Below are 25,791 nucleotides of genomic sequence, written 5' to 3'. Positions count from 1 at the left end.
TCCAACTCAATCCGCGGGGTGTCGGCGTCGGAGTCGATCGAGACAAAGGAAAGGGCCAAGCTGCTGTGCGTTACACCGGAAACCATCGAGAGCCACATAAGGCACATCTTCAGCAAACGCCAGGTCGAGAGCCGGGTGCAGGCCACCGTAACCGCCAAGGCCCGATCTGACGCGCCCCTTGACCTCGCGCATGCAACTGTCACCCCAGCTATGCGACAATGCGCGCCACGTCCGCGACCAACCCCCGCATGCAGCACCCGGCAGCTCGGTAGGAGCTGCGGTTCGCGAAACCCACTTACGCCCGCAGGATCGACTCAGGCGCCCCCGGCGAACCTGAGCGGCTGAACTCGGTATCAAATTGCTATCGGCTTGATCCATGCACCTCTAAGTTATTGATAGGTAAGAACCTTGATCTCCACCGCCAACATCACCATGCAGTTCGGCGCCAAGCCGCTGTTCGAAAACGTTTCCGTCAAGTTCGGCAACGGCAACCGCTACGGCCTGATCGGCGCCAACGGCTGCGGCAAGTCCACCTTCATGAAGATTCTCGGTGGCGATCTGGAGCCTTCGAGCGGCCAGGTGATGCTGGAGAACGGCGTGCGCCTGGGCAAGCTGCGCCAGGACCAGTTCGCCTACGAAGAGTTCTCGGTGATCGACACCGTGATCATGGGCCACGAGGAGCTGTGGGCGGTCAAGGCCGAGCGCGATCGCATCTACTCGCTGCCGGAAATGAGCGAGGAAGACGGCATGGCCGTGGCGGAGCTGGAAGTCCAGTTCGCCGAGTTCGACGGCTATACCGCGGAATCCCGCGCCGGTGAGCTGCTGCTGGGCCTGGGCATTCCGCTGGACCAGCACTTCGGCCCGATGAGCGCCGTGGCCCCGGGCTGGAAGCTGCGCGTGCTGCTGGCCCAGGCGCTGTTCTCCGATCCGGACCTGCTGCTGCTCGACGAACCGACCAACCATCTGGATATCAACACCATCCGCTGGCTGGAAAACGTGATCACCACGCGCAACAGCACCATGATCATCATTTCCCACGATCGTCACTTCCTGAACAGCGTCTGCACCCACATGGCCGACCTGGACTACGGCGAGCTGCGCCTGTTCCCGGGCAACTACGACGAGTACATGACCGCCGCCGAGCAGGCTCGCGAGCGCCTGCTGTCGGACAACGCCAAGAAGAAGGCACAGATCGCCGAACTGCAGACCTTCGTCAGCCGCTTCTCGGCCAACGCCTCCAAGGCCAAGCAGGCCACCAGCCGCGCGCGCCAGATCGACAAGATCCAGCTGGAAGAGGTCAAGCCGTCCAGCCGTGTCAGCCCGTTCATCCGCTTCGAGCAATTCAAGAAGCTGCACCGCCAGGCGGTGACCCTGGAGAAAGTCAGCCAGGGCTTCGACGGCGTCGAGCTGTTCAAGAACCTGAGCATGCAGGTCGAGGCCGGCGAGCGCATCGCCATCATCGGCCCCAACGGCATCGGCAAGACCACCCTGCTGCGCACCCTGGTCGGCGAAATGGCGCCGACCTCAGGTGAAGTGAAATGGACCGACAGCGCCGACGTCGGCTACTTCGCCCAGGACCACGCCGAGGACTTCGAGGACGACTACAACCTGTTCGACTGGATGGCCCAGTGGACCCAGGGCGGCGAGCAACTGGTGCGCGGCACCCTCGGCCGCATGCTGTTCTCCAACGACGATATCAAGAAGTCGGTGAAGGTGATCTCCGGTGGCGAGCAGGGCCGCATGCTGTTCGGCAAGCTGATCCTGAAGAAGCCCAACGTGCTGGTGATGGACGAGCCGACCAACCACCTGGACATGGAATCCATCGAGGCGCTCAACCTGGCGCTGGAGAACTACCCTGGCACGCTGATCTTCGTCAGCCACGACCGCGAGTTCGTCTCCTCCCTGGCCACCCGCATCATCGAGCTGTCGGAAAACGGCGTGACCGACTTCAGCGGCACCTATGACGACTACCTGCGCAGCCAGGGTGTGATCGTCTGAGGCGAAAGCAGCGCCTAAGCTGAAGGGGGATGCCAGCCGGCATCCCCTTTTCGTTTCTGCGGAGGCTCTGGATGGCGCGCGTGCTGCTGGTTCTGCTCCTGCTCATGGCCAGCCTGGCCCAGGCGAACGTGCCGCAGCCCTGGAATGCCGGCGCACGACGCCTGGCCCTGCAGGACCCGTTGAGCGGCAAGCCCATTCCGGCGGTCATCTTCTACCCCACCCGGTCCAAGCCGCGTGTGCTGCACATCGGCGGATACAGCCTTCGGGTTGCGCTCGACGCCGCGCCGGCCAAGGGACGCTTCCCGCTGCTGGCGATCTCCCACGGCAACAGCGGCTCGCCACTGGCCCACCGCGACCTGCTGCTGTCCCTGGCGCGCAACGGCTTCGTGGTGATCGGCCTGCTGCACCCTGGCGACAACCCCGAGGACCAAAGCCGCCAGGGCGCACTGAGCAATCTCTACGGCCGGCCCTTGCAGGTTTCTGCCAGCATCAGCGCGGCATTGGCCGATACGCACCTCGCCAGCAGCATCGATGCGCAGCGCATCGGCGTGATCGGCTACTCGGCCGGCGGCGAAACCGCGCTGATCCTGGCCGGCGCCACGCCGAATCCGCAACGTTTGCTGCGCTATTGCCAGGAGCGGCCCGACGATGAGGACGCCTGCAGCGAGAACGGCGAGCTGCGCGCCGACCGACCGGACCTCAAAGCGCACGCCGACCCTCGAGTTGGCGCCCTGCTCCTGCTCGCGCCACTCAGCCTGATGTTCGGCCATGACGACCTGGCCGCCGTGACCATCCCGGTGCTGCTCTATACCGGCGACCGCGACCAGGTGCTAGACCCGTCGCGCAATGCCGGGCACCTGCTGCGCCGCCTGCCGAACCCGCCCGAATACCATGTGCTGCAGGGCGCCGGTCACTTCGTGTTCATGACGCCGTGCTCCGCCGACGAAGATGCCGAGACCCCGGAACTGTGCGAAGACGCCATCGGCGTGGATCGCCAGGCCATCCACCGCAGCCTCAATGGCGAGGCGGCGCGCTTTTTCGCCAGCCAGCTGCGCGTCGATCCGGTGCAAGCCTCCTGGCGCTGAGCGTCCTGCCAGTCGTCCATTACCGCTTCATGACTCGACTTGGCGCGTACTATGCACGGATGCCTCGATCCCGGCGTCCGTACAGCGTCCCCTGTGCGCAACGCCCGACCCAGAGACTGCGGCCAGGATGGAGAGCACCATGTTGGGGCGACTCGTCTGTTTCGTTCTGCTACTGATCTTCTCACTCGACGCAGGCGCCGAAGCGCTCAACGTCGGCTTCCATCGCCTGCAGCTCAGCGACCCGCTGGACCACAAGGCGATGCGCGCCATCGCCTTTTATCCGACTCAAGCACCTGCGCAACCGACCACCATCGGCCTGTTCACCCTGCCGCTGGCCGAAGACGCGCCCATGCAGGGCCAGGCACACCCATTGCTGGTGATCTCCCACGGCAACGGCGGCACCCCGCTGGCCCTGCGCGACCTTGTGCTGGCCCTGGCCCAGCGCGGTTTCATAGTGGTGACCCTCGTACATCCGGGCGACAACCTGCATGACCAGAGCCGCCTGGGCGCGCTGAGCAACCTCTACGGCCGGCCCTTGCAGGTTTCCGAAGCAATCAACGCGGCCCTGCGTGACGACCGCCTGGCATCTGCCATCGATCCGCAGCGCATCGGCGTGATCGGCTATTCGGCCGGCGGCGAAACCGCGCTGATCCTCGCCGGCGCCCAGCCGCGCCTGGAGCGCCTGCGCCACTATTGCACCAAACGCCCCGAAGACCGCGATGCCTGCAGCGCCCACGGCGAACTGCTGGCCGACCGAATCGACCTGGCCCCGCAAGCCGATGGCCGAGTGCGCGCAGTGATGCTGCTGGCCCCGCTGGGGCTCATGTTCGGCCGCCACGAGCTGGAAAGCGTGGCCGTGCCGGTGTCGATCTACAGCGGCGACAACGACCAGGTGCTCGACTGGACCCGCAACGCCGGCGCCCTCGCCCGCAAACTGCCTAGCGCGAACTTCCACGTGCTCAGCGGCGCCGGGCACTTCGTCTTCATGGCGCCATGCAACGACGCAGAAACCGCCGCAACCCCCGGATTGTGCCTGGACGCCGAGGGCGTCGACCGCCAGGCCATCCACCGCGACCTGATCGACGACGCCTCGCGCTTCTTTGCCGAGCAGCTCGCCTCCGCGCCGATGCAGGCCATGCTGCGCTGAAAACGCATCTGTAGGAGCGAGCTTGCTCGCGAACCGCCCACCGCAAATGCCGATCCTGCAGGAGCGGCCCATGTCCGCGAAGCGCATCCATGAATGCGATCTTTCTCGGGAATCAAAAGAAAGGCGGCGAAACGAAAAAGCCCCGGCATCACTGCCGGGGCTTTTCGATCACCCTGCCTGAATCAGGCCTGGGCGAAGGTTTCCGCGATGCTCTGGCGAGCGGCGCTGATAGCTTGTTGGCGCGGTTCGTCGCCGTAAGCCAGGCCTTGGGCGCGGACCACCTCGATGTCGGTGATGCCGAGGAAGCCCAGAACCAGCTTCAGGTACTCCTCGTGGGCGCCGCCGCTCGGTTGGCCGGCATGCACGCCGCCGGCGGTGGAGACGATGATCACTTTCTTGCCACCTGCCAGGCCTTCCGGGCCGCTTTCGGTGTAGCGGAAGGTCTTGCCGGCAACCGCGACGCGGTCGATCCAGGCCTTCAGCTGGGTCGGCACGGTGAAGTTGTACATCGGCGCGCCGATGACGATGGCGTCTGCGCCGAGGAATTCCTCGATGCTGCTTTCACCCAGGGCCGCTTCGTGCCTCTGCGCAGCGTCGCGCAGTTCGGCCGGAGTGCCGGCGGCGACCAGGCTGGCGGCAGACAGGTGGCTGATGGCATCGGCGGCGAGGTCGCGGTAGGTCACCTGCACGCCCGGCTCGGCGGCACGCCAGGCCTGGACTACTTCCTGGCTCAGCTGGCGGGAGGCGGAAGCGTCGCCGAGGATGCTGGAATCGATGTGCAGAAGTTTCATGCGGTGCTCCGGGTAACTGTGGGGTGGGAGTCGATGGAATGGATGCTACGCATGTAGGCAATCGCCGATAAGTCGGTAAGAATGTGATGATTCGTCCCACCAGTAGGACAATCTCATGCAGGACCTCAACGACCTCTACTACTTCGCCAAGGTTGTCGAAGCAGGCGGTTTCGCCGCCGCCGGGCGCGACTTGGGCCTGCCGAAGTCGCGCCTGTCGCGGCGCATCGCCGAGTTGGAGGCGCGCCTCAATGTGCGTTTGCTGCAGCGCACCACGCGCAAGCTGGCGCTGACCGACATCGGCGAGCGCTATTACCGGCATTGCCAGGCGATGCTGGTGGAAGCCGAAATGGCCGACGAGGTAGCCGCGCACCTGAGTGCCGAGCCGCGCGGACGGGTGCGCCTGTCCTGCCCGGTGGCGCTGGCGGAAACCGCGCTGAACGCCATGCTGCCGGGCTTTCTCGCGCAGTATCCGCAGGTCAACCTGGATCTCTTGCTGACCAACCGCCGCGTCGACCTGGTCAACGAAGGCGTGGACGTGGCGCTGCGCGTACGCGCGCCGGGTGACGAAGACCCTTCCCTGGTGTCGCGCCGCCTGCGTCAGGCGGCAGCCGCGCTGGTGGCGGCGCCACAGCTCTTGCAGGGGCGCACGCTGAATGAGCCGGAGGACCTGGCCGGCCTGCCGGTGCTCGGCGCGGTGGGGAACGATCGCAAGGTTCACTTCAACCTGATCGGCCCAGGTGGCGAGCGCCGCGAAGTCGCCCTGGAGCCTCGCCTCGCCGCCGAAGACTTCAATCTGCGCAAAACGGTGGCGCTGGCCGGGCTGGGCATCACCACCCTGCCCCTCTACTACTGCATCCAGGAACTGGAGCAGGGGCAACTGGTGCGGGTGCTGGCGGACTGGCACGAGCCGCCGGCCTTCCTTCAGGCCGTCTATCCGCACCGGCGCGGCCTGCTGCCGGCCGTTCGGGCGCTGCTCGACTACCTGGCAGATGGCTTCGCCCGCAGCGACTTCCCCTTGTAAGGGCGATCAGCCCAAGAGGCGGGCGGCGATAGCACCGCCGCTGAGATGGTCGAGCCAGAACAGCTGGTGCAGCAGGACGATGAGCCAGAACACCAGCTGGAAGCTGAATTTGCGTGTCTTGTGCCGCAGCAGTTGTTGCGCCAGCAGCGCGCCGGGCCAGCCACCGAACAGTTCCAGCAGGTGCAGGGTCTGCTCGGGCGTACGCCAGGCGCCGCGCTCGGCGCTGCGCTTGTCACGCCAATAGGCGAAGAAGGCAGCCAGGCTGAGCAACGGATAAGCGAGCAGCCACCAGGGCGCGTCGCCTTTCATCAGCCAGGAGCCGGCGCCCAACAGCGGCACCAGTGTGGTCGCGGCGAGCAACGCCAGGGCCCGACCAAGGTTGCCGGGCCGGCTTGGCTCGGCGATCTGCCGACCGCTGCGCACTTTCGCGCGGGTCGCCTGGGCAGGAGGTTTCTGGCGGATTTCCGGCAGATCGACGGCCAACCCGGCCAGGCGCGCGTGTTCGGCACGCGGCCGGCCCTGACGGTCGTTCCCGGCTGTGTAGCGCACGGCGTCGCCCTGCTGCGGGCGACGGTCGCCACGGAACGCCGAGATGTGAAGGAAGAGCTCCGCGCCACCGCCTTGCGGGCGGATGAAGCCGAAGCCCTTGTCGTCGTCCCAGCGGCTGATCACGCCGCTCTTCTCCACGCCCGCAATCACGACTTGGCGCTGCTCCAGTCGATCAGGTCGAACTGCCAGGTCGCGAGGATCAGCAGGCCGAAGACAATGCGATACCAGGCGAAGGCCGCATAGCTGTGGCTGGCGATGAACTTCAGCAGGCCGCGCACGGCGATCATCGCGAAGATGAACGAAGTGACGAAGCCGATGGCGAACACCGGCAGGTCGCTGGGCTGGAACAGCTCGCGGTACTTGTAGCCGGAGTACACCGCCGCCCCGACCATGGTCGGCATGGCGAGGAAGAACGAGAACTCGGTGGCGGCCTTGCGCGACAGGCCAAACAGCAGCCCGCCGATGATGGTGGCGCCGGACCGCGAAGTCCCGGGGATCAGCGCCAGGCACTGGGCACAGCCGACCTTGAGCGCGTCGCGCCAGGTCATGTCGTCGACCTGGTCGACACGGATCGCATGCTCGCGGCGTTCGGCCCAGAGCATGATCAGGCCGCCGATCAGCAGCGCGGCAGCCACCGTGATCGGGTTGAACAGGTATTTGTGGATCTTGTCGGCGAAGGCCACCCCCAGCACCACGGCCGGCGCAAAGGCGATCAGCAGGTTGACGGTAAACTTCTGCGCGCGGCGCTGCGTCGGCAAGCCGACGATGATCTCGATGATCTTGCTGCGGAATTCCCAGACCACCGCGAGGATCGCCGCGAGTTGGATGATGATGTTGAAGGCTTGCGCACGCTCGCCAACGAAGCCCAGCAGGTCGGCGACGATGATCTGGTGTCCGGTGCTGGACACCGGGAGAAACTCCGTCAGTCCCTCGACCACCCCTAGAATGAACGCCTGCACGGCATTCCAGATTTCCATACTGCTTCCCCCAAGGTGCGGCCGCTGCCGCGATCTTTATAGTGTGTTTCTCCTGCCCGCGGCCTCTGGAGCCAGGCTCCGGGCTGCGGGGGTCAGGCATGCTACTGCATTGCACCGCCCTGGGAGCCCCTGTAACGGAAATTTCTCACGGCTCGCCAAGGCCTCTGCCGAGGCTGATACGGACGGAGCGGACATACAGACCGTCGCCTCATGGGTTCATTCCCTTTACAGCCGTGCAAAATGCAACTAAGTCATTGAATTTCAAGAGTACTGCCGTACCAACTAGGCTTTTTTCCGCGTCATCTGTTTCGCTGTTGATACAACGCATGTGCCCGCAAAGGCACGCGCAGCGCAAATATCGAGAACATCACAAAATTCTGTTTCAGCGCTGAAACGCTTTTGCGCAAAGCCCCGCCCTAGAGCCTCTTCTGCCTGATTACCCCCCGGAACAGGGGCTGTCGCTGTATCAGATGCGAAACAACAACCCTCACCCTGCACTCAGCTCATTTCCTCAAGCCTTTGAATCCAAAGCGAAATTCAAAACAGGCACGGCTTCTGCTCCATCCCGGTACAGCTGTTTAGGGCACAGCGCACCAAAAAGGAACCGCCATCATGGGGAACTTCGATTCAAGGATCGTCGGACTGCTCGTCGGCCTCGCATGTGTGGCCACGACGGCCACCATAGTCCCGGTAGCCAACGCCGGCGACGGCACCATCGTTCTGCAACGCGACGTGCAGCCCCGGGTCGCCACCCGGCCGACCATGGTGCCTGATCCAAACCCGACCACCGTCAATCCGAACGTCTCCCGCCAGGTCATTCAACAGACCAACGAGCTCAGCGATACCGATTTCGCAGGTGTCACCAGCGGTTCCAGCCTCCAGCAGCGCATCCTGCCCAACGGCCAGCTCGTGGGCATGGACAACGGCGCCAACCAGAGCCTGACGAACAACCCGCTCGGCGGTGGCGGCGGCGGTGGCGCGGGCATCTCCAATTCGGTCAACCGCACGGTCCAGCAAGGCCTGTCGCCGTTGCGCATGCTGACGGGGGATCGTTGAGATGAAAGCCCATCACGCACTTTCCCTGCTCCTGCTCAGCGCCTCGGCCGCCTTCGCCCAGGACCCGCAACTGGTCAACAACGCCAGCATCGACAACAGCGGCCGGGGCTACAACGGCGTAGCCAGTGTCAACCAGGCGGCAGGCGATGAAACGCAGCAGGCCAACGGCCGCGCCATTGCCATCGGTACCGAAGGCGGTGCCCGCACCCAGTTCAATCAGAAAGTGATCGCCATCGTCGACCCAACCCAGGCGGCGAAGGCTTCGATCACCGGCAATTCGTTCTCCAACGGCAACGGTGCACTGGGCGTGAACCAGTCCGCCGGATCTGCCAACCAGCAGGTCAATGCCATGAGCATCAGCGTGAACGCGGTGCCGCAGAGCGTCGGTGACGACGTGCTCTCGCAGCAGAACGTGACGCTGTCACTGAACTCCGGTCCATCGGGTTCATCCACCGGCAGCCGGCAGATCGTCACCAGCGATCAGGCCTTTACCGGCAACCGTGGGGTGGTCCAGGTGAGCCAGAGCGCGGGGGTCGGCAATCGCATTGCCAACACCCTGACGATCCGGGTCGCAGACTGACCCAATGCCAACAACCAAAAACACTAAGCACGCCAACATGCAAGGAGAATCACCATGAAACCGACTATGGCTCTCAAGCCTCTGGTTTTCGCGGTAGCAGCGGTTCTGGCTGTAGCTGTTCACGCGGATAACCGCAACGACAATCATGGGCACGGCCACGGTCATGGCCACGACCATGATAACCACCACCAACATCAGCCCTACGACCCCTACAAGGACCCACGGATTCCGGCTGGTGCAACCGCTTCTGTGATTGACACCCAAGAGAGCTACAACAACAACGTTACCAACATGGGCACCAAGAACAACGCCACTGTTGATAATTCGCTGAAGGGTGCATCGGGTAACGTCGGCGCTAACGTGGCCGCTGGCGACATGAACCAACAAGCCAACGCCGCCGCCCTCGCCACCGCGGATGAGCACTTCATCTTCGGTTCGGCAGAAGCGTCCACCGACGTGACCCAGAACAATCACAACAACAACGCTTGGAACTTCTCCAATGCCAACAAGGCGTCTCTGACCGACTCGGCCAACAACGCCTCCGGCAACATGGGCATCAACATGGCCGCCGGCAACTTCAACCAACAGAAAAACGACATGGCCGCAGCCGTGTCCGGTGGTCGTACCGCCGACGCCTCCAGCGGCGCCAGCCAAACCTCCACTGGCAACAACGTCCTCAACGCTGCTTTCCTGACCTACTCGAAGGAAACCCTGCGCTCCGAGTTCTCGGCTCATGGCACCTACAAGGGCCATGGCGAAGGCGTAGTGCTGGACGATCCGGAAAAAGGTCATGGCGGCCATGGTGGCCATGGTGGCCCGAGCATGGACAGCCGCGGTGGCGACGATCACGGCAAAGTGGACAAGGATCCGCTGTACTTCAGCGAGTCCGGCACCGTGGATCTGCGTGGCTATGCCACCTACCAAGTGCTGGTTCCGACTGGCTGGAAAGACCCTGTCACCAACAACGCCACCATCAGCAACTCGCTCAACAACGCCTCGGGTAACGTGGGTGTGAACGTGGCTGCCGGTGTCGGCAACCAACAAAGCAACTCGCTGTCCATCGCCGCAGGTTGCAAGGCCTGCACTGGCCTGTAAGCGAAAAGCTGCTGTACTTGGGGGGCTCCGGCAACGGAGCCCCTCCTTCTCCTAGCGCTTGCACAGGCGTGACGATCATGCGCACGTTCGCTTTTCTCCTGCTCACTGCTCTTTCCGGCCTTAGCCAGGCCGGCCAGTTGGCTGTCCCCCTGCCGGGCGGAATGCTGGCCTACAAGCAAGTCGAGAGTGTCCGCGAACGTCGCTTCGCCAACCTGGTCGAGCAGAAGACCGACTTCAGCTGTGGTGCCGCCTCCCTCGCCACCATCCTGCGCCAAGCCTACGACCTGGACGTGGACGAGGAATTCGTGATCAAGGGCATGCTGGTCAAGGCCGACCCCAACCTGGTTCGTACCCAGGGCTTCTCGATGCTGGACATGAAGGTCTACCTGGAAAGCATCGGCATGCGCGCCCGCGGATATCGCATACCACCTTCGTCGCTGGAGAAGCTGGCCGTTCCGGTGATCGTCCTGCTCGACGTGCGCGGCTACAAGCATTTCGTCGTGCTGCAGCGGACCTACAAAGGCCACATGTACATCGGTGACCCGGTGCTCGGTCACAAGCGCTACACGCAAGAAGATTTTCTCAAGGGCTGGAACGGCATCATCTTCGCCATCATTGGTCCCGGCTATGACAAGGCCAACGCGCTGCTGCGGCCGCCGGAACCCCTGACCGCAAAAGATCGACTGAATGCCTTCTACCCGGTCAAGGACGCAGAGCTCATGGATTTCGGTTTCATCCAGAGCGATTTCCTCTGAGTCTAAAAAAGATAGCGAGGGGTTGGATCCTCTCCGGGAGATAACGATGAAGACCATCCCGATGCTCGCCGCCACCTGCCTGGTCATCTGCCTGCCGATCCAAGCCGCGGAAACCTTCCGCCCGATCGAGCTAAAAGACCAGGAGCTGGCTCAGCTGCGCGGGCGCTATGTAATGCCCGGTCGAATCATCAGTTTCGGCGTCGTCATGAGCAGCACCTGGAAAAACGCCGTCGGCGACAACATTGGCGCCAGAGTGAGCATGCAAATCCAGGAATCCACCATCAAACCGCAGTTCTATGTCACCTCCACCAACGAGGCCGGTAACGGAGGAACACCCAACGCGGCCACCGGCAGCATTACCGGCGGCGCCGGCTTGAACCAGACCCAAGGGGTCACTCAGAGCGCCCGCTCGGCGGGTGACTACAACAGCGCAACGAACAACGTGGGCATCAACGTCAGCGAGGCCGACCAAGCGCCTGCGATCAACAACCAAGGTGTACCGCTCAACGGCACCTACAGCGCCACCAATGGCGCCGGAACCGTCACCGTCAATCCGAGCAGCGGCGGTATCCAGATGGCAATCAACGCCAACGGCCAGGGCAATACTGTCCAGCAATTGGCCAGCGGCGGCATGCTCCAGGCCACCAACATGCTGGGCAGCAGCAACCTGGTTAACAACGTGACTCAACTGAACGTCGTCCTGCGCAACAACCTTCCGACGGTGGGCGCCCTGGACTGCAACCTGACTCAACTCAAAGGTCTACGCAGTATGGGAATGTGATCTACGCTCAATCGCGGATGTGACTAAACATTACATATAAAGAAAGGGACAGCGCGCCATGCACCGATCACTTTCGCTTCGCACCGCAGTTTGTCTATCCGCTCTACTCCCCTCGACCTTCAGCTTCGCGGCTTCGGAGGCTGAGGTGGATGCTTTGAAGCAGGAGCTCATTGAGCTCAAACAACGTTACGAGGCTCAGCAGAAGGCCCTCATGGTGCTGGAACAGCGCGTCCGCCAGGTCGAGGAACAGCCTGCAGCCGCTCAACCGGCCCAGCCCAAGCGCCTCGTGACTTCCACCAACAAACCCACACCACCGGGCACCAGCTCTAATGTCAGCACCGGTGCGTCTTACGGCGAATCGCTCAAGGACGACAGCCAGCCGCCCAAGAGCGTGGATGACCTCTACTCCGAGGCCAACGGTTTCTTCGGTAATGGAACCTGGAGCTTCGAGACCGGGATCACCTACACCCACTATGATTCGAGGCAGTTGACCCTCAACGGCTTCCTCGCGCTGGACACCATCTTCCTGGGCAACATCGGCGTGGACAACATCAATGCCGATACCTGGACCCTGGACCTGACCACTCGCTACAACTGGAACAACCGCTGGCAGTTCGACATCGACGTGCCCGTGGTCTACCGGCAGAGCATCTTCGAGTCGGCCGGCGCCGGGAACTCCACCTCGCAGTCCACCGACGAGAAGGTCAAGCGCGACCCGACCTGGGGCGACGTCAACTTCGGTATCGCCTACAAGTTCATGGACGAAACCGAGTCGCGCCCCGATGCTGTGGTCAGCCTGCGCGTCAAGGCACCCACGGGTACCGACCCCTACGGTATCAAGCTGGTACGGGCGAGCGACAACGACAACCTCAACGTGCCCAAGGAACTGCCCACCGGCAACGGTGTGTGGTCGGTCACCCCGGGGATCTCCCTGGTCAAGACCGTGGACCCGGTCGTGCTGTTCGGCAGCCTGAGCTACACCTACAACATCGAGGATTCGTTCAGCGACATCAGCCCGCAGGAAGGCACCAAGCTGGGCGGCAAGGTCAAGCTGGGCGACTGGTTCCAGGTCGGCGCCGGCGCGGCCTTCGCGCTCAACGAGAAGACCAGTATGTCGTTCTCCTTCTCCGACCTGATCGCCGAGAAGACCAAGATCAAACCCGACGGCGGCGACTGGCAAGGCGTTACCAGCAGCGACGCCAACGCCGCGTACTTCAACTGGGGCATGACCTACGCCTGGAGCAAGAACCTCACCATCGTGCCCAACCTGTCCATCGGCATCAGCCCGGATGCACCGGACTACAGCGTCAGCGTGAAATTCCCCTACTACTTCTGATCGCAACAACGACAACGGCCCCTTCGGGGGCCGTTTTCATTAGCGCTGGGCGCAAAAAAAGGCGGGGATCGCTCCCCGCCTCCGTTCACCCTTCCTTATTCAGCGCAACTGGTGCTTGTGCAGCAGCCGGTAGAAGGTCGGCCGCGAGATACCCAGCATGCGCGCGGCAACGCTCAGGTTGTCGCCATGCCGCGCCAGGGCATCGCACATCGCCTGCCGTTCGGCACCCAGCTTGTACTCCTCCAGCGTCACCAACGGCAGGTTCGCACCTTTGCCCCGCTCGCGTTCCAGCCCCAGGTCGCGCGCCTCGATCTGCCGACCTTCGGCCAGCACCAGACCACGGCGCACACGGTTGGCGAGCTCGCGCACATTGCCCGGCCAGCTGTGCTCGGCCATCACTGCCAGCGCGTCATCACTGAAGCGCCGCGGCCGGCGGCCAGTCTCGACGCTGTACAGGTGGGCGAAGTGGTTGGCCAGCAGCGCGAGGTCGCCATTGCGTTCGCGCAGCGGCGCCGTCGACACCTGCAGGACGTTAAGCCGGTAGTACAGGTCTTCGCGGAAGCGCCCGCTGGAAATGGCCGCCTCCAGATCGACATGGGTGGCCGCCAGTACGCGGACGTCCACAGCGATCGGCTGGCTGCCGCCGACCCGCTCGATCTGTTTCTCCTGCAGCACCCGCAGCAGGTTGGCTTGAAGCTCCAGCGGAAGGTCACCGACCTCGTCGAGGAACAGGGTGCCGCCGTTGGCCTGCTCGAAACGGCCGATCTTGCGCTGGTGCGCACCGGTGAAGGCACCCTTCTCGTGGCCGAACAGCTCGGACTGGATCAGGTGTTCGGGAATCGCGCCGCAGTTGATCGCGATGAATGGCCGGCTGGCCCTTCTCGATTGGCGGTGCAGCGTGCGCGCCACCAGCTCCTTGCCGGTCCCGCTCTCGCCGCGGATCAGCACGGGCGACTCGGTGGGCGCGAACTTGGTCAGCAAGCGCCGCAGCTCCTGTACCGAGCGGCTCTCGCCCAGCAGCTCGTGCTGATGCTCGAGGCTCTGCGCGCTGCCGCGCCCGCGCAGGCGCGCCATGCCGAACGCGCGGCCGAGGGTGACCTGCACCCGCGCCACGTCGAAAGGCAAGGTATGGAAGTCGAAGAACCATTCGCAGACGAAATCGCCGACTTCGTGGATCGGCAAGGCGTCCGGGCTGAGGACCGCGATCCACTCCGTGCCGCTGCGGCTGATGACTTCCTTGATCGCCTCGGGGCGCTCAAGATGTTCCGGCAGCAGGCGCAGCAGGCCGACGTCGCAGCTGCGTTCGCTCGCTGTTTCGAGCTCGCAACTGTCTACCTCCCACCCTGCAGCCCGGAGTCCGGGCAGTAGTCGTCGGCAGTCGTCACAGGGATCGACCACCAGCAACCGCCGTCGATTCGACGTGGCTTCGAGCATGCTCCTTTCCTTGGCGCCATTAATTTGAAAAACTTTAAAAAACAGTTGCTTGGCGCTCCATTCTGTAAAGTTAGCAATATATTGACGCGCGCATTGATCGTTTTCCTATAAAGCCAATGCCAAAACAGTCTCACCACCCGTGCCCTCGCCGCTTGACTTCCAGGCGGCGGACGAACTCCTCGAGAATCAGCTTGTAGAGGTCGTCGCCGAGGAAGACGTCCTCCACCCCGCAATCGATGTTCGGGTTGTCGTTCACCTCGATCACCACCACCCGATCCCCACCCTGCTTGAGGTCCACGCCGTAGAGTCCGTCGCCGATCAGGTTGGCGGTTTTCAGCGCGAGATCGACCACTTTTCGCGGTGCTTCGTGCACGGCCATGGTGCGGAAATCACCGCTCAGCTCCTGGGCATCGGGGCTGTGGTCGTAGATCTGCCAGTGGCCCTTGGACATGAAGTACTGGCAGGCGAAGATCGGCTTCTGGTTGAGCACGCCGATTCGCCAGTCGTACTCGGTGTAGAAGAACTCCTGGGCGAGGATCAGCACCGAGCGCTCGAACAGTTCCGCCGCCGCCACCTGCAGCGCTTCGCGGTTCTCGACCTTGATCACGCCGCGCGAGAAGCTGCCGTCGGGAATCTTCAGTACCAGCGGAAAGCCCAGGCTGCGTTCGACCCGTTCGAGGTCCTGCGGATTGTCGCGGTAGAGGATCTCGGTAGCCGGCATGCCGAGCTTGTGGCTGCGCAGCAGGTCGGCCAGGTAGACCTTGTTGGTGCAACGCAGGATCGATACAGGGTCGTCCATCACCACCAGCCCCTCGCTCTCGGCCTTCTTGGCGAAGCGATAGGTGTGGTTGTCCACCCGTGTGGTCTCGCGAATGAACAAGGCGTCGTACTCCGCCAGGCGCGAGTAGTCCTTCTTCTCGATCAGGTCGACGTCGATGCCCAGGCTGCGGCCAACGCGAATGAATGCCTTCAGCGCCTTGGCATCGGAGGGCGGGAAGGCTTCGGCCGGGTCGTGGAGGATCGCCAGGTCGTAGCGGAACTGCTTGCGCGAGCGCGGCTTGCGCCAGATCTGCCGGCTGAAGCTGTCCAGGGCCGCGGCGAAGAGGTCTTCCTGTTCCTCGCGCAACTTGTGGATGTTGCCCGGCTTGATGCCCTCGATGTGCCAGCCGCGCGCCTTGCGGAACTCCACCAGCAGCATCGGGCAGGGAAAAGCCTCGAACAGCTGGCGTGCCAGATCCTGCAAGGGCTCGATATCGGTGCGGCCGAAGTACAGCGTCAGGGTGAAGCCATCGGTACTGCCGTAGGGATGGGCCGCCAGCGCCTTGTCCAGCGTGCGGTCGAGATCCTCCAGGGCCAACCCGTAGAGCGACTTGCGCGCCAACTCGCTGATGGTGCGCACCGAGGGAATCACCTTGTGCCCGCGCGCCTCGGCCAGCAGCGAGCAGTAATAGCCGTGGCCAAGGTACTTGTAGTTGCGACACAGGTTGATTACCTGCACGCGCTTGCCCGTGTCGTCGTCGTTGGGCGACTCCAGGTACTCCTGGGCGCTCAACAGGTCTTCGCTGGGATAGTAGGAGGCCCAGTCCTCCTTGCGCTCGACGATGATGTACAGCTTGCTCACGACACCTCCGAACTCTGCAAACCAAGGGACCGGCCTTGCTCGCCGGGTGGTGCGCGTCAATACTTCTTCACTGGCGCCGCAGGGCCTTCGACCGCGCCCGCGGCGCGCCGTTCAGGGCTAGAACCTGCCGTACGAATAAAGCCCAGGACGCGCACTCACTCCAGCGATCAGCAGCATTTTCCGGACCGGCATGAACCTCCAACTGCGCACCGCGACCCTCGACGACCTCAACGCGCTGGTCGACCTCGAAGGTCGCTGCTTCGAATACGACCGCCTCTCCCGACGCAATTTCCAGTGGATGATCAATCGCGCCCACGCCGAACTGATCGTCGCCGAAGCCGATGACAATCTGCTGGGCTACGTGCTGGTGCTGTTCCACCTGGGCACCTCCCTGGCGCGCCTCTACTCCATCGCCCTGGACGAGCGTGCGCGCGGCATCGGGCTGGGCCAGAAGCTGCTGGATGCCGCGGAAACCACCGCCATCGAGCACGACTGCGCCTACATGCGCCTGGAAGTGCGCCCGGACAACGTCGGCGCCATCCGCCTCTACGAGCGCAACGGCTACCGCCCCTTCGCCACCGTGCGCGACTACTACGAAGACCACAGCGAGGCCCAGCGCTTCGAGAAGCGCATCCGCCGCCTGGGCAACCACGCCCAGGCCCACGTGCCCTATTACCGGCAGACCACCGACTTCACCTGCGGCCCGGCGTGCCTGCTGATGGCCATGGCCGCGCTCAGCCCCGGACGCGCCATGGAACGCCGCGAGGAGCTGCGCCTGTGGCGCGAAGCCACGACCATCTACATGACTGCCGGCCATGGCGGCTGCAGCCCGCAGGGCCTGGCGCTGGCGGCATGGCGACGCGGCTACCGCGTGCGCCTGGAGCTGACGGAAGACGGGCCGCTGTTCCTAGACGGTGTGCGCAGCGAGGAAAAGCGCGAAGTGATGCGCCTGGTGCACGAAGACTTCGCCGACGACCTCGCGCAAAGCCAAGTCGAGCAGTTGCTGGTCAACCAGTTGAACATTGTCAGCGCCCTGGATGCCGGCGGCCTGCCGCTGGTGCTGATCAGCAGCTACCGCCTGACCCGATCCAAGGCGCCGCACTGGGTGCTGATCACCGGCTGCGACGAGGACTTCATCTACCTGCACGACCCGGACGTCGACCACAGCCAGCACCGCGAGCCGCTGGACTGCCAGCACATCCCGGTGAGCCACGCCGAGTTCGACAAGATGAGCCGCTTCGGGCGCAGCAAGCTGCGCGCGGCGGTGATGCTGTTCAAGCATTGAAGAGCAAGCGGATTCATCCGCGAAAATCCCCGCACCAATTCCAACCTGTAGGAGCGCGCCATGCGCGCGAATCGCGGCCATGGGCCGCTCCTACAGGGGAACATCGTGCCGTGCGGTTCGCGAGCAAGCTCGCTCCTACATGCTGCAAAAACGCCAAGGGCGCCCCTGCACGGGCGCCCTTGGCGTCTGTCCACCCGGGGCGTGCAGTCAGGGCACCATGGCCATGCCGACGCCGAAGCGGTTCCAGGTGTTGATCGTGGCCACCGCCAGGGTCAGGCCGACGATCTCGGCGTCGCTGAAGTGTTCGCGCAGGGCGTCGAACTGGTCCTGCGGCGCATGCTTTTCGGCCAGCAGCGTCAGGCTTTCCACCCAGGCCAGGACGGCGCGTTCGCGAGCGCTGAAGAAGTGGGTTTCACGCCATACGCTCAGCGTCTGCAGGCGAGCCTCGCTTTCACCGGCCTTGCGCGCATCGTTGGCGTGCATGTTCACGCAGTAGGCGCAGCCGTTGATCTGCGAGGCGCGCAGGCGGATCAGCTCGATCAGCGAGTTTTCCAGGCCGGTCTTGGCCAGGGCCTGCTCCAGGCCGATCAGCGCCTTGTAGGCGTCGGGGGACACTTTGGCCCAGTCGATTCGTGCACTCATGGTTCTCTCCAGTGGGGCCCGCGGGCTGCGGGAATGGAGATACCTTAGCCGCGCCTTCGCCGGCGTCGAATAGCCAATGTCGGGCAATCCACGGAGTCCAATGGAGCCAATCCGCCTCAGCGGTCGATGCGCGTGGAAAGAATGATCGACGACATGGTGCGCTCCACCCCATCCAGCGCGCCGATGCGATCGAGCAAGGCGTCGAGGTCGCGGATCGACTGGGCCTCGACGATCACGATCATGTCGAAGTTGCCGCTGACCGAGTGCAGGGTGCGCACCTCGGGAATTTTCTCCAGCGCCTGCACCACCTGGTGCGACAGCTTGGGCAGCGCCGTCACCAGCACATGCGCGCGTACCAGCGACTGCGCATAGCTGTCCGCCACCTTCACCGCGTAGCCGCTGATGATCCCCTGTTGTTCCAGGCGCTCGATGCGGCTTTGCACCGTCGAGCGCGACACCCCCAGCTTGCGCGCCAACTCGGAAACCGACTCGCGGGCGTTGGCGCGCAACAGGTTGAGGAGCAGCGCGTCTGTGCTTTTAGACATTTTGCTTATCCGCCTAGTTGATTTAGCTAAAAAAGCTTCATCATTCTGCAGATTTACGGATTCATTTCAACGACGGGCTTTGCAACCATGGGCGCCACCGTCGACCTGGCGGCTGAGCCCCGCGCCGCTCGCGTCGCCGTCCATCGGAACGCGTCCGGCGCGCTGCGTGCGACAGGGCGTAGACCCTGCTTCCGGGCAATGCTGATAGCCAGGCCGACCCGCCATCCAGTTGGGAGATTCCAATGCACAAGAACCGCCACCCCCACACCCCCGGCAAGAAACCCGTCACCATCTTCGGCCCGGACTTCCCCTTCGCCTTCGACGACTGGCTGGAGCACCCGGCCGGCCTGGGCAGCATTCCGGCCGAAAACCACGGCAAGGAAGTGGCCATCGTCGGCGCCGGCATTTCCGGCCTGGTGGCGGCCTACGAGCTGATGAAGCTCGGCCTGAAGCCGGTGGTCTACGAAGCGGCGAAGATGGGCGGACGCCTGCGTTCGGAATCCTTCGAGGGCGCCGAGGGCATCATCGCCGAGCTCGGTGGCATGCGCTTCCCGGTCTCCAGCACCGCCTTCTACCACTACGTCGACAAGCTGGGCCTGGAAACCAAGCCTTTCCCGAACCCGCTGACTTCGGCCTCGGGCAGCACCGTGGTCGATCTCGAAGGCACCAGCCACTACGCCGAGAAGATCGACGACCTGCCGCAGATCTTCCGCGACGTCGCCCAGGCCTGGGCCGACGCCCTTGAGGACGGCGCGCGCTTCGGCGAGATCCAGGACGCCATCCGCGAACGCGATACCGTGAAGCTCAAGGCCCTGTGGGATGAGCTGGTGCCGCTGTGGGACGACCGCACCTTCTACGACTTCGTCGCCAGCTCCAAGGCCTTCTCACGCCTGTCCTTCCAGCACCGCGAGATCTTCGGCCAGGTCGGCTTCGGCACCGGCGGCTGGGACTCCGATTTCCCCAACTCCATGCTGGAAATCTTCCGCGTGGTGATGACCAACTGCGACGACCACCAGCACCTGGTCGTCGGCGGCGTCGAGCAGGTGCCGCGCGGGATCTGGAGCCACGAGCCGGAAGCATGCGCACACTGGCCGGCCGGCACCTCCCTGGCCAAGCTGCACAACGGCGCGCCGCGCCCGGGCGTGAAGAAGATTGCCCGCGTGGCCAACGGCAACCTGGCGGTCACCGACTACTGGGGCGACACCCGCGAATTCGCCGCGGTGCTGACCACCTGCCAGAGCTGGCTGCTGACCACCCAGATCGAATGCGAGGAAGCGCTGTTCTCGCAGAAGATGTGGATGGCCCTGGACCGCACCCGCTACATGCAGTCGTCGAAGACCTTCGTCATGGTCGACCGGCCCTTCTGGAAGGACAAGGACCCGGAAACCGGCCGCGACGTCATGAGCATGACCCTGACCGACCGCCTCACCCGTGGCACCTATCTGTTCGACAACGGCGACGACAAGCCGGGCGTGATCTGCCTGTCCTACTCCTGGATGAGCGACGCCATGAAGATGCTGCCGCACCCGGTGGAGAAGCGCGTGCAGCTGGCCCTGGATGCGCTGAAGAAGGTCTACCCGAAGGTGGACATCGCCAGCCACATCATCGGTAACCCGATCACCGTTTCCTGGGAGGCCGATCCGCACTTCCTCGGTGCGTTCAAGGGCGCCCTGCCCGGCCATTACCGCTACAACCACCGCATGTACTCGCACTTCATGCAGGACGACCTGCCCGCCGAGCAGCGCGGCATCTTCATCGCCGGCGACGATGTATCCTGGACTCCAGCGTGGGTGGAAGGCGCGGTGCAGACCTCGCTGAACGCCGTGTGGGGCATCATGCGCCACTTCGGCGGCGCCACCCATGCGGACAACCCCGGCCCCGGCGATTGCTATGCCGAACTGGGCCCGATCGCCCTGCCCGATTGACCAAGGAGTGAGCGCCATGCGCCTTGCCCTCTACCAGTGCCCACCCGGGCCCGATGACCTCGCCGGCAACCTGCGCCGGCTGCGGGAGGCCGCGCAACGCGCGGCCGCCCAGTCGGTGGATCTGCTGGTCTGCCCGGAAATGTTCGTCAGCGGCTACAACATCGGCGCGGCGCGGGTCGCCGAACTCGCCGAGGACGCCGCCGGCAGCACCGCCCAGGCGATCGCCGAGATCGCCCGGGAAAACCGCCTGGGCATCCTCTACGGCTACCCGGAACGCAACCCGGCCGGCGCGCCCTTCAACAGCGTGCAGTTGATCGACCGCCACGGCGAACGCCATGCCAACTACCGCAAGACGCACCTCTACGGCGACCTCGACAACAGTCAGTTCAGCCCTTCCGACGAGCCGCCGGCGCTGTTCGAGCTGGATGGCTGGAAGCTCGGCCTGCTGATCTGCTTCGACGTCGAATTCCCCGAAGCGGTGCGTACCCTGGCGCTGGCCGGCGCCGACCTGGTGCTGGTGCCGACGGCCAACATGCGTCCCTACGAGTTCGTGCCGGAAGTGGTGGTGCCCTGCCGCGCCTACGAGAACCAGGTGTTCCTCGCCTACGCGAACTTCCAGGGCCCCGAAGGCGAGCTGGACTACTGCGGGCTCAGCTGCGTGGTCGCGCCGGACGGCCAGATCCTTGCCCGCGCCCGCGAGCCGGAGCAACTGCTGATCGCCGATCTGGAGCCTGAGCGCATCGCGATGGTTCGCGAAGGCTTCAGCTACCTGCGGCTACGCCGGCCGACGCTCTATCGCCCCTGATCCAGTACCGCCCCCTGCTGCAGGTGCTCGCCAAGGAATTCGACGAAGGCGAGCACTCGCGCCGACTGCCGCCGGTTAGGCGGATACAGCACATGGATCGGCAACGCCTCCGGTCGCCACGCCGGCAGGATCAGCCGGACCCGACCTGCCTCCACATCGGCGCGAAACGCCCAGAGCGGCGACAGCGAGATGCCTTGCCCGGCCAGCACCAACTCGCGGATGGCCTCCGAATTGTTGCTCGATACATTGCCGCTGACGCTGACCGAAACTTGCCGCTCGCCACTTCGCAAGCGCCAGCGATGGTGGTCGGCCAGCTGGCTGAAGACCAGGCAGTTGTGTTGCCGAAGGGCCTCTGGCGTCTCCGGCTCGCCATGGCGCTCCAGGTACGCCGGTGATGCCAGCAGGGCCCGCGAGAGCGTCCCCAGCGAGCGGCCCACAAGGTTGCTGTCGCGCAACTCGCCGATGCGGACAGCTACGTCCACGCCCTCACCCAACAGGTCCTCGTTGCGATCGCTGAGCTGCAACTCGACCCGCACCTGGGGATAGTGCTCGAGGAACGCCGGCAAACAGGTCGCGATCTGCGCACGGCCGAAACTCACCGAGGAGGCGATCCGCAGGGGCCCGGCCACCGCTTCGCGGCCACTCTGGAAACTGCGCTCGGCTGCATCCACCGCGGCCAGAATCTGCCGACAATCGGCGTAATAGCGCTGCCCTTCGTCTGTCAGCGACAGGCTGCGCGTGCTCCGTGCCAGCAGGCTTCCACCGAGAGCCTGTTCCAGCGCGCGAATCTGCTTGCTGATGTTCGGCTGGCTGCTACCCAACTCACGTGCGACGGCAGAAAAGCTTCCGCGTTCAACTACCCGGACAAAGATTCGCATGGCTTCCAGGCGATCCATGGAGGGGACTCCAACTCATGCCGATATGGAATGCCAACTATAGCGATTAGGCGTCTTATCGGCATGAGAGCGACGCCGGAGAATAGTCCCACACCCCCTCGACGGAGCACGACCATGAACCCTTCGACCAGTATGCGCGCCCAACTCGTCGCCCAACCCGGCGGCCCACTGCAACCGGTTCGACTGCCTCGCCCGCAAGCTGCGGCCGGTGAAGTGCTGGTGCGCGTGCATGCCAGCGGCGTCAACCCGCTGGACCTGAAGATCCGCGCCGGGCAAGGCGCCCACGCACGGCAACCGCTGCCGGCGGTTCTGGGCATGGACCTGGCCGGCGTGGTCGAGGCGATCGGTGCAGGTGTCACCACTTTCGCCCCAGGCGACGAGGTCTACGGCATGGCCAGCGGTATCGGCGGCCGCCAGGGCTCGCTGGCGGAATACGTTGCCGTGGACGCCCGCCTGCTCGCACGCAAACCCGCCAGCCTGTCGATGCGCGAGGCTGCCGCCCTGCCCCTGATCGCCATCACCGCCTGGGAGGGCCTGGTGGACCGCGCGCGGGTCGGCGTCGGGCACAAGGTTCTGGTGCACGGCGGCGCAGGCGGCGTTGGTCATATCGTCGTACAACTGGCGCGTGCCTTCGGCGCCGAGGTCTTTGCAACCGGCTCGGCTGCCCAGCGCGAATCCATCGAGGCGCTGGGTGCGAGCCCCATCGATTACCGTGACGAAACCGTGGAGCAGTATGTGCAGCGGCTGACCGAGGGCGAAGGCTTCGACATCGTCTACGACACCGTCGGTGGAGCCACGCTTGATGCCGCCTTCGCCGCCGCCCGCTACTACTCCGGGCATGTGGTCAGCTGCCTGGGTTGGGGCGAACACAAACTGGCCCCCCTGTCGTTCCGCGGCGCCAGCTACTCGGGCGTTTTCACCCTGCTACCGCTGCTCAGCGGGCGCAACGCGGCACACCACGGCGAGATCCTCGCCGCGATCGCCCAACGGGTCGATGCCGGCGATCTGCGGGTGCGTCTGGATGAGCAACGCTTTTCCCTCGACGACGCCGAGGCTGCCCATCAGCGAGTCCTGCGTGGTGAAGCCCGGGGCAAGGTGGTGGTCGATATCTGAGCAACGACAAGGGCGCCCGAAGGCGCCCTTGTGACCATGACGTCCGGTCAGCCGTTGTTCTTCTTGACGATGGCCTCGGCGATGCTCGCCGGCGCCTCCGCGTACTTGGTGAACTCCATCGAGTAGCTCGCCCGCCCCTGGGACATGGAGCGTACGTCGGTGGCATAGCCGAACATCTCGCCCAGCGGCACCTCGGCGCGGATCACCTTGCCCGCCGGGGTTTCCTCCATGCCCTGGATCAGGCCGCGCCGGCGGTTCAGGTCGCCCATCACGTCGCCCATGTAGTCCTCCGGCGTCACCACCTCGACCTTCATCACCGGCTCCAGCAATACCGCGCCACCCTTCTGCGAGAGCTGCTTGGTGGCCATGGAGGCGGCGATCTTAAAGGCCATCTCGCTGGAATCGACGTCGTGGTAGGAGCCGTCGAACACCGTGGCTTTCAGGCCGATCAGCGGATAACCGGCGAGCACGCCGTTCTGCATCTGCTCCTCGATGCCCTTCTGGATCGCCGGGATGAACTCGCGCGGGATCACCCCGCCGACCACCTCGTTGACGAACTCCAGGCCGTCCTTGCCCTCTTCGCCGGGCTCGAAGCGAATCCAGCAGTGGCCGAACTGCCCACGCCCACCGGACTGGCGGACGAACTTGCCTTCGATCTCGCACTTCTTGCGGATCGCTTCGCGGTAGGCCACCTGCGGCTTGCCGATGTTGGCTTCGACGTTGAACTCGCGGCGCATGCGGTCGACGATGATGTCCAGGTGCAGCTCGCCCATCCCGGAAATGATCGTCTGCCCGGTCTCCTCGTCGGTCTTCACGCGGAACGACGGGTCCTCCTGGGCCAGCTTGGACAGGGCGATGCCCATCTTTTCCTGGTCGGCCTTGGTCTTGGGCTCCACCGCCACCGAGATCACCGGATCGGGGAAGTCCATGCGTTCGAGGACGATCGGCTTGTTGAGGTCGCACAGGGTGTCGCCGGTGGTGACGTCCTTCATGCCGATCAGCGCGGCGATGTCACCGGCGCGTACCTCCTTGATCTCCTCGCGCTGATTCGCGTGCATCTGCACCATCCGCCCGACGCGTTCCTTCTTGCCCTTCACCGAATTGAGTACCGCATCGCCGGAAGTCAGCACGCCGGAATACACGCGGGCGAAGGTCAGGGTGCCGACGAAGGGGTCGGTGGCGATCTTGAAGGCCAGCGACGAGAACGGCTCGCCGTCGTCGGCATGGCGTTCGTCGTGTTTCTCCTCGTCGTCCGGGTGGGTGCCCTTGATCGCCGGGATCTCCGAGGGGGCCGGCAGATAGTCGATCACCGCGTCGAGCACCAGCGGCACGCCCTTGTTCTTGAAGGATGAGCCGAGCACCGCCGGAACGATCTCGTTGGCCAGGGTACGCTGGCGCAGGCCGGCCTTGATTTCCTCCAGGCTCAGTTCCTCGCCTTCGAGGTACTTGTTCATCAGGTCTTCGTTGGCTTCGGCGGCGGCCTCGATCATGTGTGCGCGCCATTCCTCGGCCAGCGGCTGCAGCTCGGCGGGGATGTCTTCCTCGCGGTAGCTGGTGCCCTGGTCGTCGTCGTTCCAGTAGATGGCCTTCATCTTCACCAGGTCGATCTGCCCGTTGAAGTTCTCTTCGGCGCCTATCGCCAGCTGGATAGGCACCGGCGTGTGCCCCAGGCGCTGCTTGATCTGCGCGACCACGCGCAGGAAGTCGGCGCCCTGGCGGTCCATCTTGTTCACGTAGGCCAGGCGCGGCACGTGGTACTTGTTGGCCTGGCGCCACACCGTCTCGGACTGCGGCTCGACGCCGTCGGCACCGCTGAACACCACCACGGCGCCATCGAGCACGCGTAGCGAACGCTCCACCTCGATGGTGAAGTCGACGTGGCCGGGGGTGTCGATGATGTTGAAGCGGTATTTGTGTGGGTACTGCTTGGTCGAGCCCTGCCAGAAGGCGGTGGTGGCGGCCGAGGTGATGGTGATGCCGCGCTCCTGCTCCTGCACCATCCAGTCCATGGTCGCCGCGCCGTCGTGCACCTCGCCCATCTTGTGATTGACGCCGGTGTAGAAAAGGATGCGCTCGGTGGTGGTGGTCTTGCCGGCGTCCACGTGCGCGACTATGCCGATGTTGCGATAAAGCTCGATGGGCGTGGTGCGAGCCATGATCTGCTCCGTATCTGCTGAATGACTGAGACTTCGACGACCTCGGGTCCCCGCGGGAGGCCCCGTTGAAGACCGCCAACCTTCGGAAATTTCATTCGGGACAGGCTCACGTTAGCGCGTCTGCGTGGCAATTCCAGTGCGGCTTTCCACTGCCGACGCAGCCCCCGACCGGCTGCTTGCGAAGGGGGTGCTCGGCTA

23 protein-coding genes are annotated in these 25,791 nt (G+C 64.4%); 14 read left to right on the top strand and 9 right to left on the bottom strand.

What is annotated here, in order from left to right:
• Positions 1 to 408: 408 nt before the first annotated feature.
• From ACA097_RS26310 to ACA097_RS26300, 3 genes are all read left to right on the top strand, one after another.
• On the top strand, positions 409 to 1,998 hold the full coding sequence (locus tag ACA097_RS26310) for an ABC-F family ATPase (RefSeq protein ID WP_371367094.1): 1,590 nt from the start codon (positions 409 to 411) through the stop codon (positions 1,996 to 1,998).
• Positions 1,999 to 2,069: 71 nt separating this feature from the next.
• On the top strand, positions 2,070 to 3,083 hold the full coding sequence (locus ACA097_RS26305) for an alpha/beta hydrolase family protein (protein WP_371367092.1): 1,014 nt from the start codon (positions 2,070 to 2,072) through the stop codon (positions 3,081 to 3,083).
• Positions 3,084 to 3,222: 139 nt separating this feature from the next.
• A complete protein-coding gene (locus tag ACA097_RS26300) occupies positions 3,223 to 4,230 on the top strand; it encodes a hypothetical protein (RefSeq protein WP_160287284.1) in 1,008 nt (335 codons plus the stop codon).
• A gap of 182 nt (positions 4,231 to 4,412) precedes the next feature.
• Here ACA097_RS26300 and ACA097_RS26295 read toward each other — a convergent pair whose 3' ends face one another.
• Positions 4,413 to 5,021 (bottom strand): FMN-dependent NADH-azoreductase, encoded by a 609-nt coding sequence (locus ACA097_RS26295; RefSeq protein ID WP_160287285.1) that lies wholly within the window; start codon positions 5,019 to 5,021, stop codon positions 4,413 to 4,415.
• A gap of 115 nt (positions 5,022 to 5,136) precedes the next feature.
• Here ACA097_RS26295 and ACA097_RS26290 point away from each other — a divergent pair, with 115 nt between their 5' ends.
• Positions 5,137 to 6,042 carry a LysR substrate-binding domain-containing protein gene (locus ACA097_RS26290; protein ID WP_043252688.1) on the top strand — a complete coding sequence of 302 codons (906 nt, stop codon included), beginning with the start codon at positions 5,137 to 5,139 and terminating at the stop codon, positions 6,040 to 6,042.
• Positions 6,043 to 6,048: 6 nt separating this feature from the next.
• On the opposite strand, the gene ACA097_RS26285 is transcribed toward ACA097_RS26290, so the two are convergent.
• Both ACA097_RS26285 and ACA097_RS26280 read right to left on the bottom strand, forming a co-directional pair.
• Positions 6,049 to 6,729, bottom strand: a complete 681-nt coding sequence (locus tag ACA097_RS26285) for a DUF1294 domain-containing protein (RefSeq protein ID WP_160287286.1) — start codon at positions 6,727 to 6,729, stop codon at positions 6,049 to 6,051.
• 8 nt (positions 6,730 to 6,737) lie between these two features.
• Positions 6,738 to 7,568: an undecaprenyl-diphosphate phosphatase gene (locus ACA097_RS26280; protein ID WP_043252690.1), complete on the bottom strand. Its 831-nt coding sequence runs from the start codon at positions 7,566 to 7,568 to the stop codon at positions 6,738 to 6,740.
• A 612-nt stretch (positions 7,569 to 8,180) separates the two neighbouring features.
• Here ACA097_RS26280 and ACA097_RS26275 point away from each other — a divergent pair.
• From ACA097_RS26275 to ACA097_RS26250, 6 genes are all read left to right on the top strand, one after another.
• On the top strand, positions 8,181 to 8,624 hold the full coding sequence (locus ACA097_RS26275) for a hypothetical protein (protein ID WP_043252692.1): 444 nt from the start codon (positions 8,181 to 8,183) through the stop codon (positions 8,622 to 8,624).
• Between the two features lies 1 nt (position 8,625).
• Complete coding sequence (locus tag ACA097_RS26270) at positions 8,626 to 9,204, top strand: adhesin (protein WP_371367089.1); 579 nt, start codon at positions 8,626 to 8,628, stop codon at positions 9,202 to 9,204.
• A gap of 54 nt (positions 9,205 to 9,258) precedes the next feature.
• Positions 9,259 to 10,299 (top strand): heme utilization protein, encoded by a 1,041-nt coding sequence (locus tag ACA097_RS26265; protein WP_371367087.1) that lies wholly within the window; start codon positions 9,259 to 9,261, stop codon positions 10,297 to 10,299.
• 77 nt (positions 10,300 to 10,376) lie between these two features.
• The gene (locus tag ACA097_RS26260) at positions 10,377 to 11,054 is read left to right on the top strand and encodes a C39 family peptidase (RefSeq protein ID WP_043252698.1); all 678 of its coding nucleotides are present in this window, start codon (positions 10,377 to 10,379) and stop codon (positions 11,052 to 11,054) included.
• Positions 11,055 to 11,100: 46 nt separating this feature from the next.
• Positions 11,101 to 11,835 (top strand): hypothetical protein, encoded by a 735-nt coding sequence (locus ACA097_RS26255; protein WP_371367085.1) that lies wholly within the window; start codon positions 11,101 to 11,103, stop codon positions 11,833 to 11,835.
• Positions 11,836 to 11,893: 58 nt separating this feature from the next.
• Positions 11,894 to 13,171 carry a hypothetical protein gene (locus ACA097_RS26250; protein ID WP_043252703.1) on the top strand — a complete coding sequence of 426 codons (1,278 nt, stop codon included), beginning with the start codon at positions 11,894 to 11,896 and terminating at the stop codon, positions 13,169 to 13,171.
• Between the two features lie 99 nt (positions 13,172 to 13,270).
• On the opposite strand, the gene ACA097_RS26245 is transcribed toward ACA097_RS26250, so the two are convergent.
• Together ACA097_RS26245 and ACA097_RS26240 are read right to left on the bottom strand one after the other, a co-directional pair.
• Positions 13,271 to 14,605, bottom strand: a complete 1,335-nt coding sequence (locus tag ACA097_RS26245; protein WP_043252705.1) for a sigma-54-dependent Fis family transcriptional regulator — start codon at positions 14,603 to 14,605, stop codon at positions 13,271 to 13,273.
• Between the two features lie 130 nt (positions 14,606 to 14,735).
• Positions 14,736 to 16,226, bottom strand: coding sequence for a RimK family protein (locus tag ACA097_RS26240; protein WP_371367082.1), 1,491 nt, complete (start codon positions 16,224 to 16,226; stop codon positions 14,736 to 14,738).
• 190 nt (positions 16,227 to 16,416) lie between these two features.
• Here ACA097_RS26240 and ACA097_RS26235 point away from each other — a divergent pair, with 190 nt between their 5' ends.
• Positions 16,417 to 17,511 (top strand): GNAT family N-acetyltransferase/peptidase C39 family protein, encoded by a 1,095-nt coding sequence (locus ACA097_RS26235; RefSeq protein ID WP_371367080.1) that lies wholly within the window; start codon positions 16,417 to 16,419, stop codon positions 17,509 to 17,511.
• A 207-nt stretch (positions 17,512 to 17,718) separates the two neighbouring features.
• Here the strand turns inward: ACA097_RS26235 and ACA097_RS26230 are convergent, their stop codons facing one another.
• Both ACA097_RS26230 and ACA097_RS26225 read right to left on the bottom strand, forming a co-directional pair.
• Positions 17,719 to 18,153, bottom strand: coding sequence for a carboxymuconolactone decarboxylase family protein (locus tag ACA097_RS26230; protein ID WP_043252711.1), 435 nt, complete (start codon positions 18,151 to 18,153; stop codon positions 17,719 to 17,721).
• Positions 18,154 to 18,269: 116 nt separating this feature from the next.
• The gene (locus tag ACA097_RS26225; protein ID WP_043252713.1) at positions 18,270 to 18,698 is read right to left on the bottom strand and encodes an Lrp/AsnC family transcriptional regulator; all 429 of its coding nucleotides are present in this window, start codon (positions 18,696 to 18,698) and stop codon (positions 18,270 to 18,272) included.
• 242 nt (positions 18,699 to 18,940) lie between these two features.
• On the opposite strand from ACA097_RS26225, the gene ACA097_RS26220 reads away from it, so the two are divergent.
• On the top strand, positions 18,941 to 20,623 hold the full coding sequence (locus ACA097_RS26220) for a flavin monoamine oxidase family protein (protein ID WP_371367077.1): 1,683 nt from the start codon (positions 18,941 to 18,943) through the stop codon (positions 20,621 to 20,623).
• Between the two features lie 16 nt (positions 20,624 to 20,639).
• Positions 20,640 to 21,428: a carbon-nitrogen hydrolase family protein gene (locus tag ACA097_RS26215; protein WP_371367075.1), complete on the top strand. Its 789-nt coding sequence runs from the start codon at positions 20,640 to 20,642 to the stop codon at positions 21,426 to 21,428.
• Here ACA097_RS26215 and ACA097_RS26210 read toward each other — a convergent pair.
• Positions 21,416 to 22,324 (bottom strand): LysR family transcriptional regulator, encoded by a 909-nt coding sequence (locus ACA097_RS26210; protein WP_371367073.1) that lies wholly within the window; start codon positions 22,322 to 22,324, stop codon positions 21,416 to 21,418. The genes ACA097_RS26215 and ACA097_RS26210 overlap by 13 nt on opposite strands.
• A gap of 114 nt (positions 22,325 to 22,438) precedes the next feature.
• Between ACA097_RS26210 and ACA097_RS26205 the strand changes: the two genes are divergently transcribed.
• A complete protein-coding gene (locus ACA097_RS26205; RefSeq protein WP_371367071.1) occupies positions 22,439 to 23,437 on the top strand; it encodes a zinc-dependent alcohol dehydrogenase family protein in 999 nt (332 codons plus the stop codon).
• 47 nt (positions 23,438 to 23,484) lie between these two features.
• Here ACA097_RS26205 and fusA read toward each other — a convergent pair whose 3' ends face one another.
• Positions 23,485 to 25,593, bottom strand: a complete 2,109-nt coding sequence (gene fusA, locus ACA097_RS26200; RefSeq protein ID WP_371367069.1) for an elongation factor G — start codon at positions 25,591 to 25,593, stop codon at positions 23,485 to 23,487.
• Between the last annotated feature and the right edge of the window lie 198 nt (positions 25,594 to 25,791).

The organism is Pseudomonas sp. QL9 (assembly GCF_041409665.1).
GTDB classification, from domain to species: Bacteria; Pseudomonadota; Gammaproteobacteria; order Pseudomonadales; family Pseudomonadaceae; genus Pseudomonas; species Pseudomonas knackmussii.
Note: the sequence above shows the minus strand (reverse complement) of the source record. Positions and strands in the feature narration are given on the sequence as shown.

Excerpts from the sequence above, each read along its gene's own strand:
- ACA097_RS26305 (WP_371367092.1), top strand. The coding sequence starts at position 2,070 with ATGGCGCGCGTGCTGCTGGTTCTGCTCCTGCTCATGGCCAGCCTGGCC.
- ACA097_RS26300 (WP_160287284.1), top strand. The coding sequence starts at position 3,223 with ATGTTGGGGCGACTCGTCTGTTTCGTTCTGCTACTGATCTTCTCACTC.
- ACA097_RS26295 (WP_160287285.1), bottom strand. The coding sequence starts at position 5,021 with ATGAAACTTCTGCACATCGATTCCAGCATCCTCGGCGACGCTTCCGCC.
- ACA097_RS26290 (WP_043252688.1), top strand. The coding sequence starts at position 5,137 with ATGCAGGACCTCAACGACCTCTACTACTTCGCCAAGGTTGTCGAAGCA.
- ACA097_RS26280 (WP_043252690.1), bottom strand. The coding sequence starts at position 7,568 with ATGGAAATCTGGAATGCCGTGCAGGCGTTCATTCTAGGGGTGGTCGAG.
- ACA097_RS26275 (WP_043252692.1), top strand. The coding sequence starts at position 8,181 with ATGGGGAACTTCGATTCAAGGATCGTCGGACTGCTCGTCGGCCTCGCA.
- ACA097_RS26270 (WP_371367089.1), top strand. The coding sequence starts at position 8,626 with ATGAAAGCCCATCACGCACTTTCCCTGCTCCTGCTCAGCGCCTCGGCC.
- ACA097_RS26265 (WP_371367087.1), top strand. The coding sequence starts at position 9,259 with ATGAAACCGACTATGGCTCTCAAGCCTCTGGTTTTCGCGGTAGCAGCG.
- ACA097_RS26260 (WP_043252698.1), top strand. The coding sequence starts at position 10,377 with ATGCGCACGTTCGCTTTTCTCCTGCTCACTGCTCTTTCCGGCCTTAGC.
- ACA097_RS26255 (WP_371367085.1), top strand. The coding sequence starts at position 11,101 with ATGAAGACCATCCCGATGCTCGCCGCCACCTGCCTGGTCATCTGCCTG.
- ACA097_RS26250 (WP_043252703.1), top strand. The coding sequence starts at position 11,894 with ATGCACCGATCACTTTCGCTTCGCACCGCAGTTTGTCTATCCGCTCTA.
- ACA097_RS26245 (WP_043252705.1), bottom strand. The coding sequence starts at position 14,605 with ATGCTCGAAGCCACGTCGAATCGACGGCGGTTGCTGGTGGTCGATCCC.
- ACA097_RS26235 (WP_371367080.1), top strand. The coding sequence starts at position 16,417 with ATGAACCTCCAACTGCGCACCGCGACCCTCGACGACCTCAACGCGCTG.
- ACA097_RS26230 (WP_043252711.1), bottom strand. The coding sequence starts at position 18,153 with ATGAGTGCACGAATCGACTGGGCCAAAGTGTCCCCCGACGCCTACAAG.
- ACA097_RS26225 (WP_043252713.1), bottom strand. The coding sequence starts at position 18,698 with ATGTCTAAAAGCACAGACGCGCTGCTCCTCAACCTGTTGCGCGCCAAC.
- ACA097_RS26220 (WP_371367077.1), top strand. The coding sequence starts at position 18,941 with ATGCACAAGAACCGCCACCCCCACACCCCCGGCAAGAAACCCGTCACC.
- ACA097_RS26215 (WP_371367075.1), top strand. The coding sequence starts at position 20,640 with ATGCGCCTTGCCCTCTACCAGTGCCCACCCGGGCCCGATGACCTCGCC.
- ACA097_RS26210 (WP_371367073.1), bottom strand. The coding sequence starts at position 22,324 with ATGGATCGCCTGGAAGCCATGCGAATCTTTGTCCGGGTAGTTGAACGC.
- ACA097_RS26205 (WP_371367071.1), top strand. The coding sequence starts at position 22,439 with ATGAACCCTTCGACCAGTATGCGCGCCCAACTCGTCGCCCAACCCGGC.
- fusA (WP_371367069.1), bottom strand. The coding sequence starts at position 25,593 with ATGGCTCGCACCACGCCCATCGAGCTTTATCGCAACATCGGCATAGTC.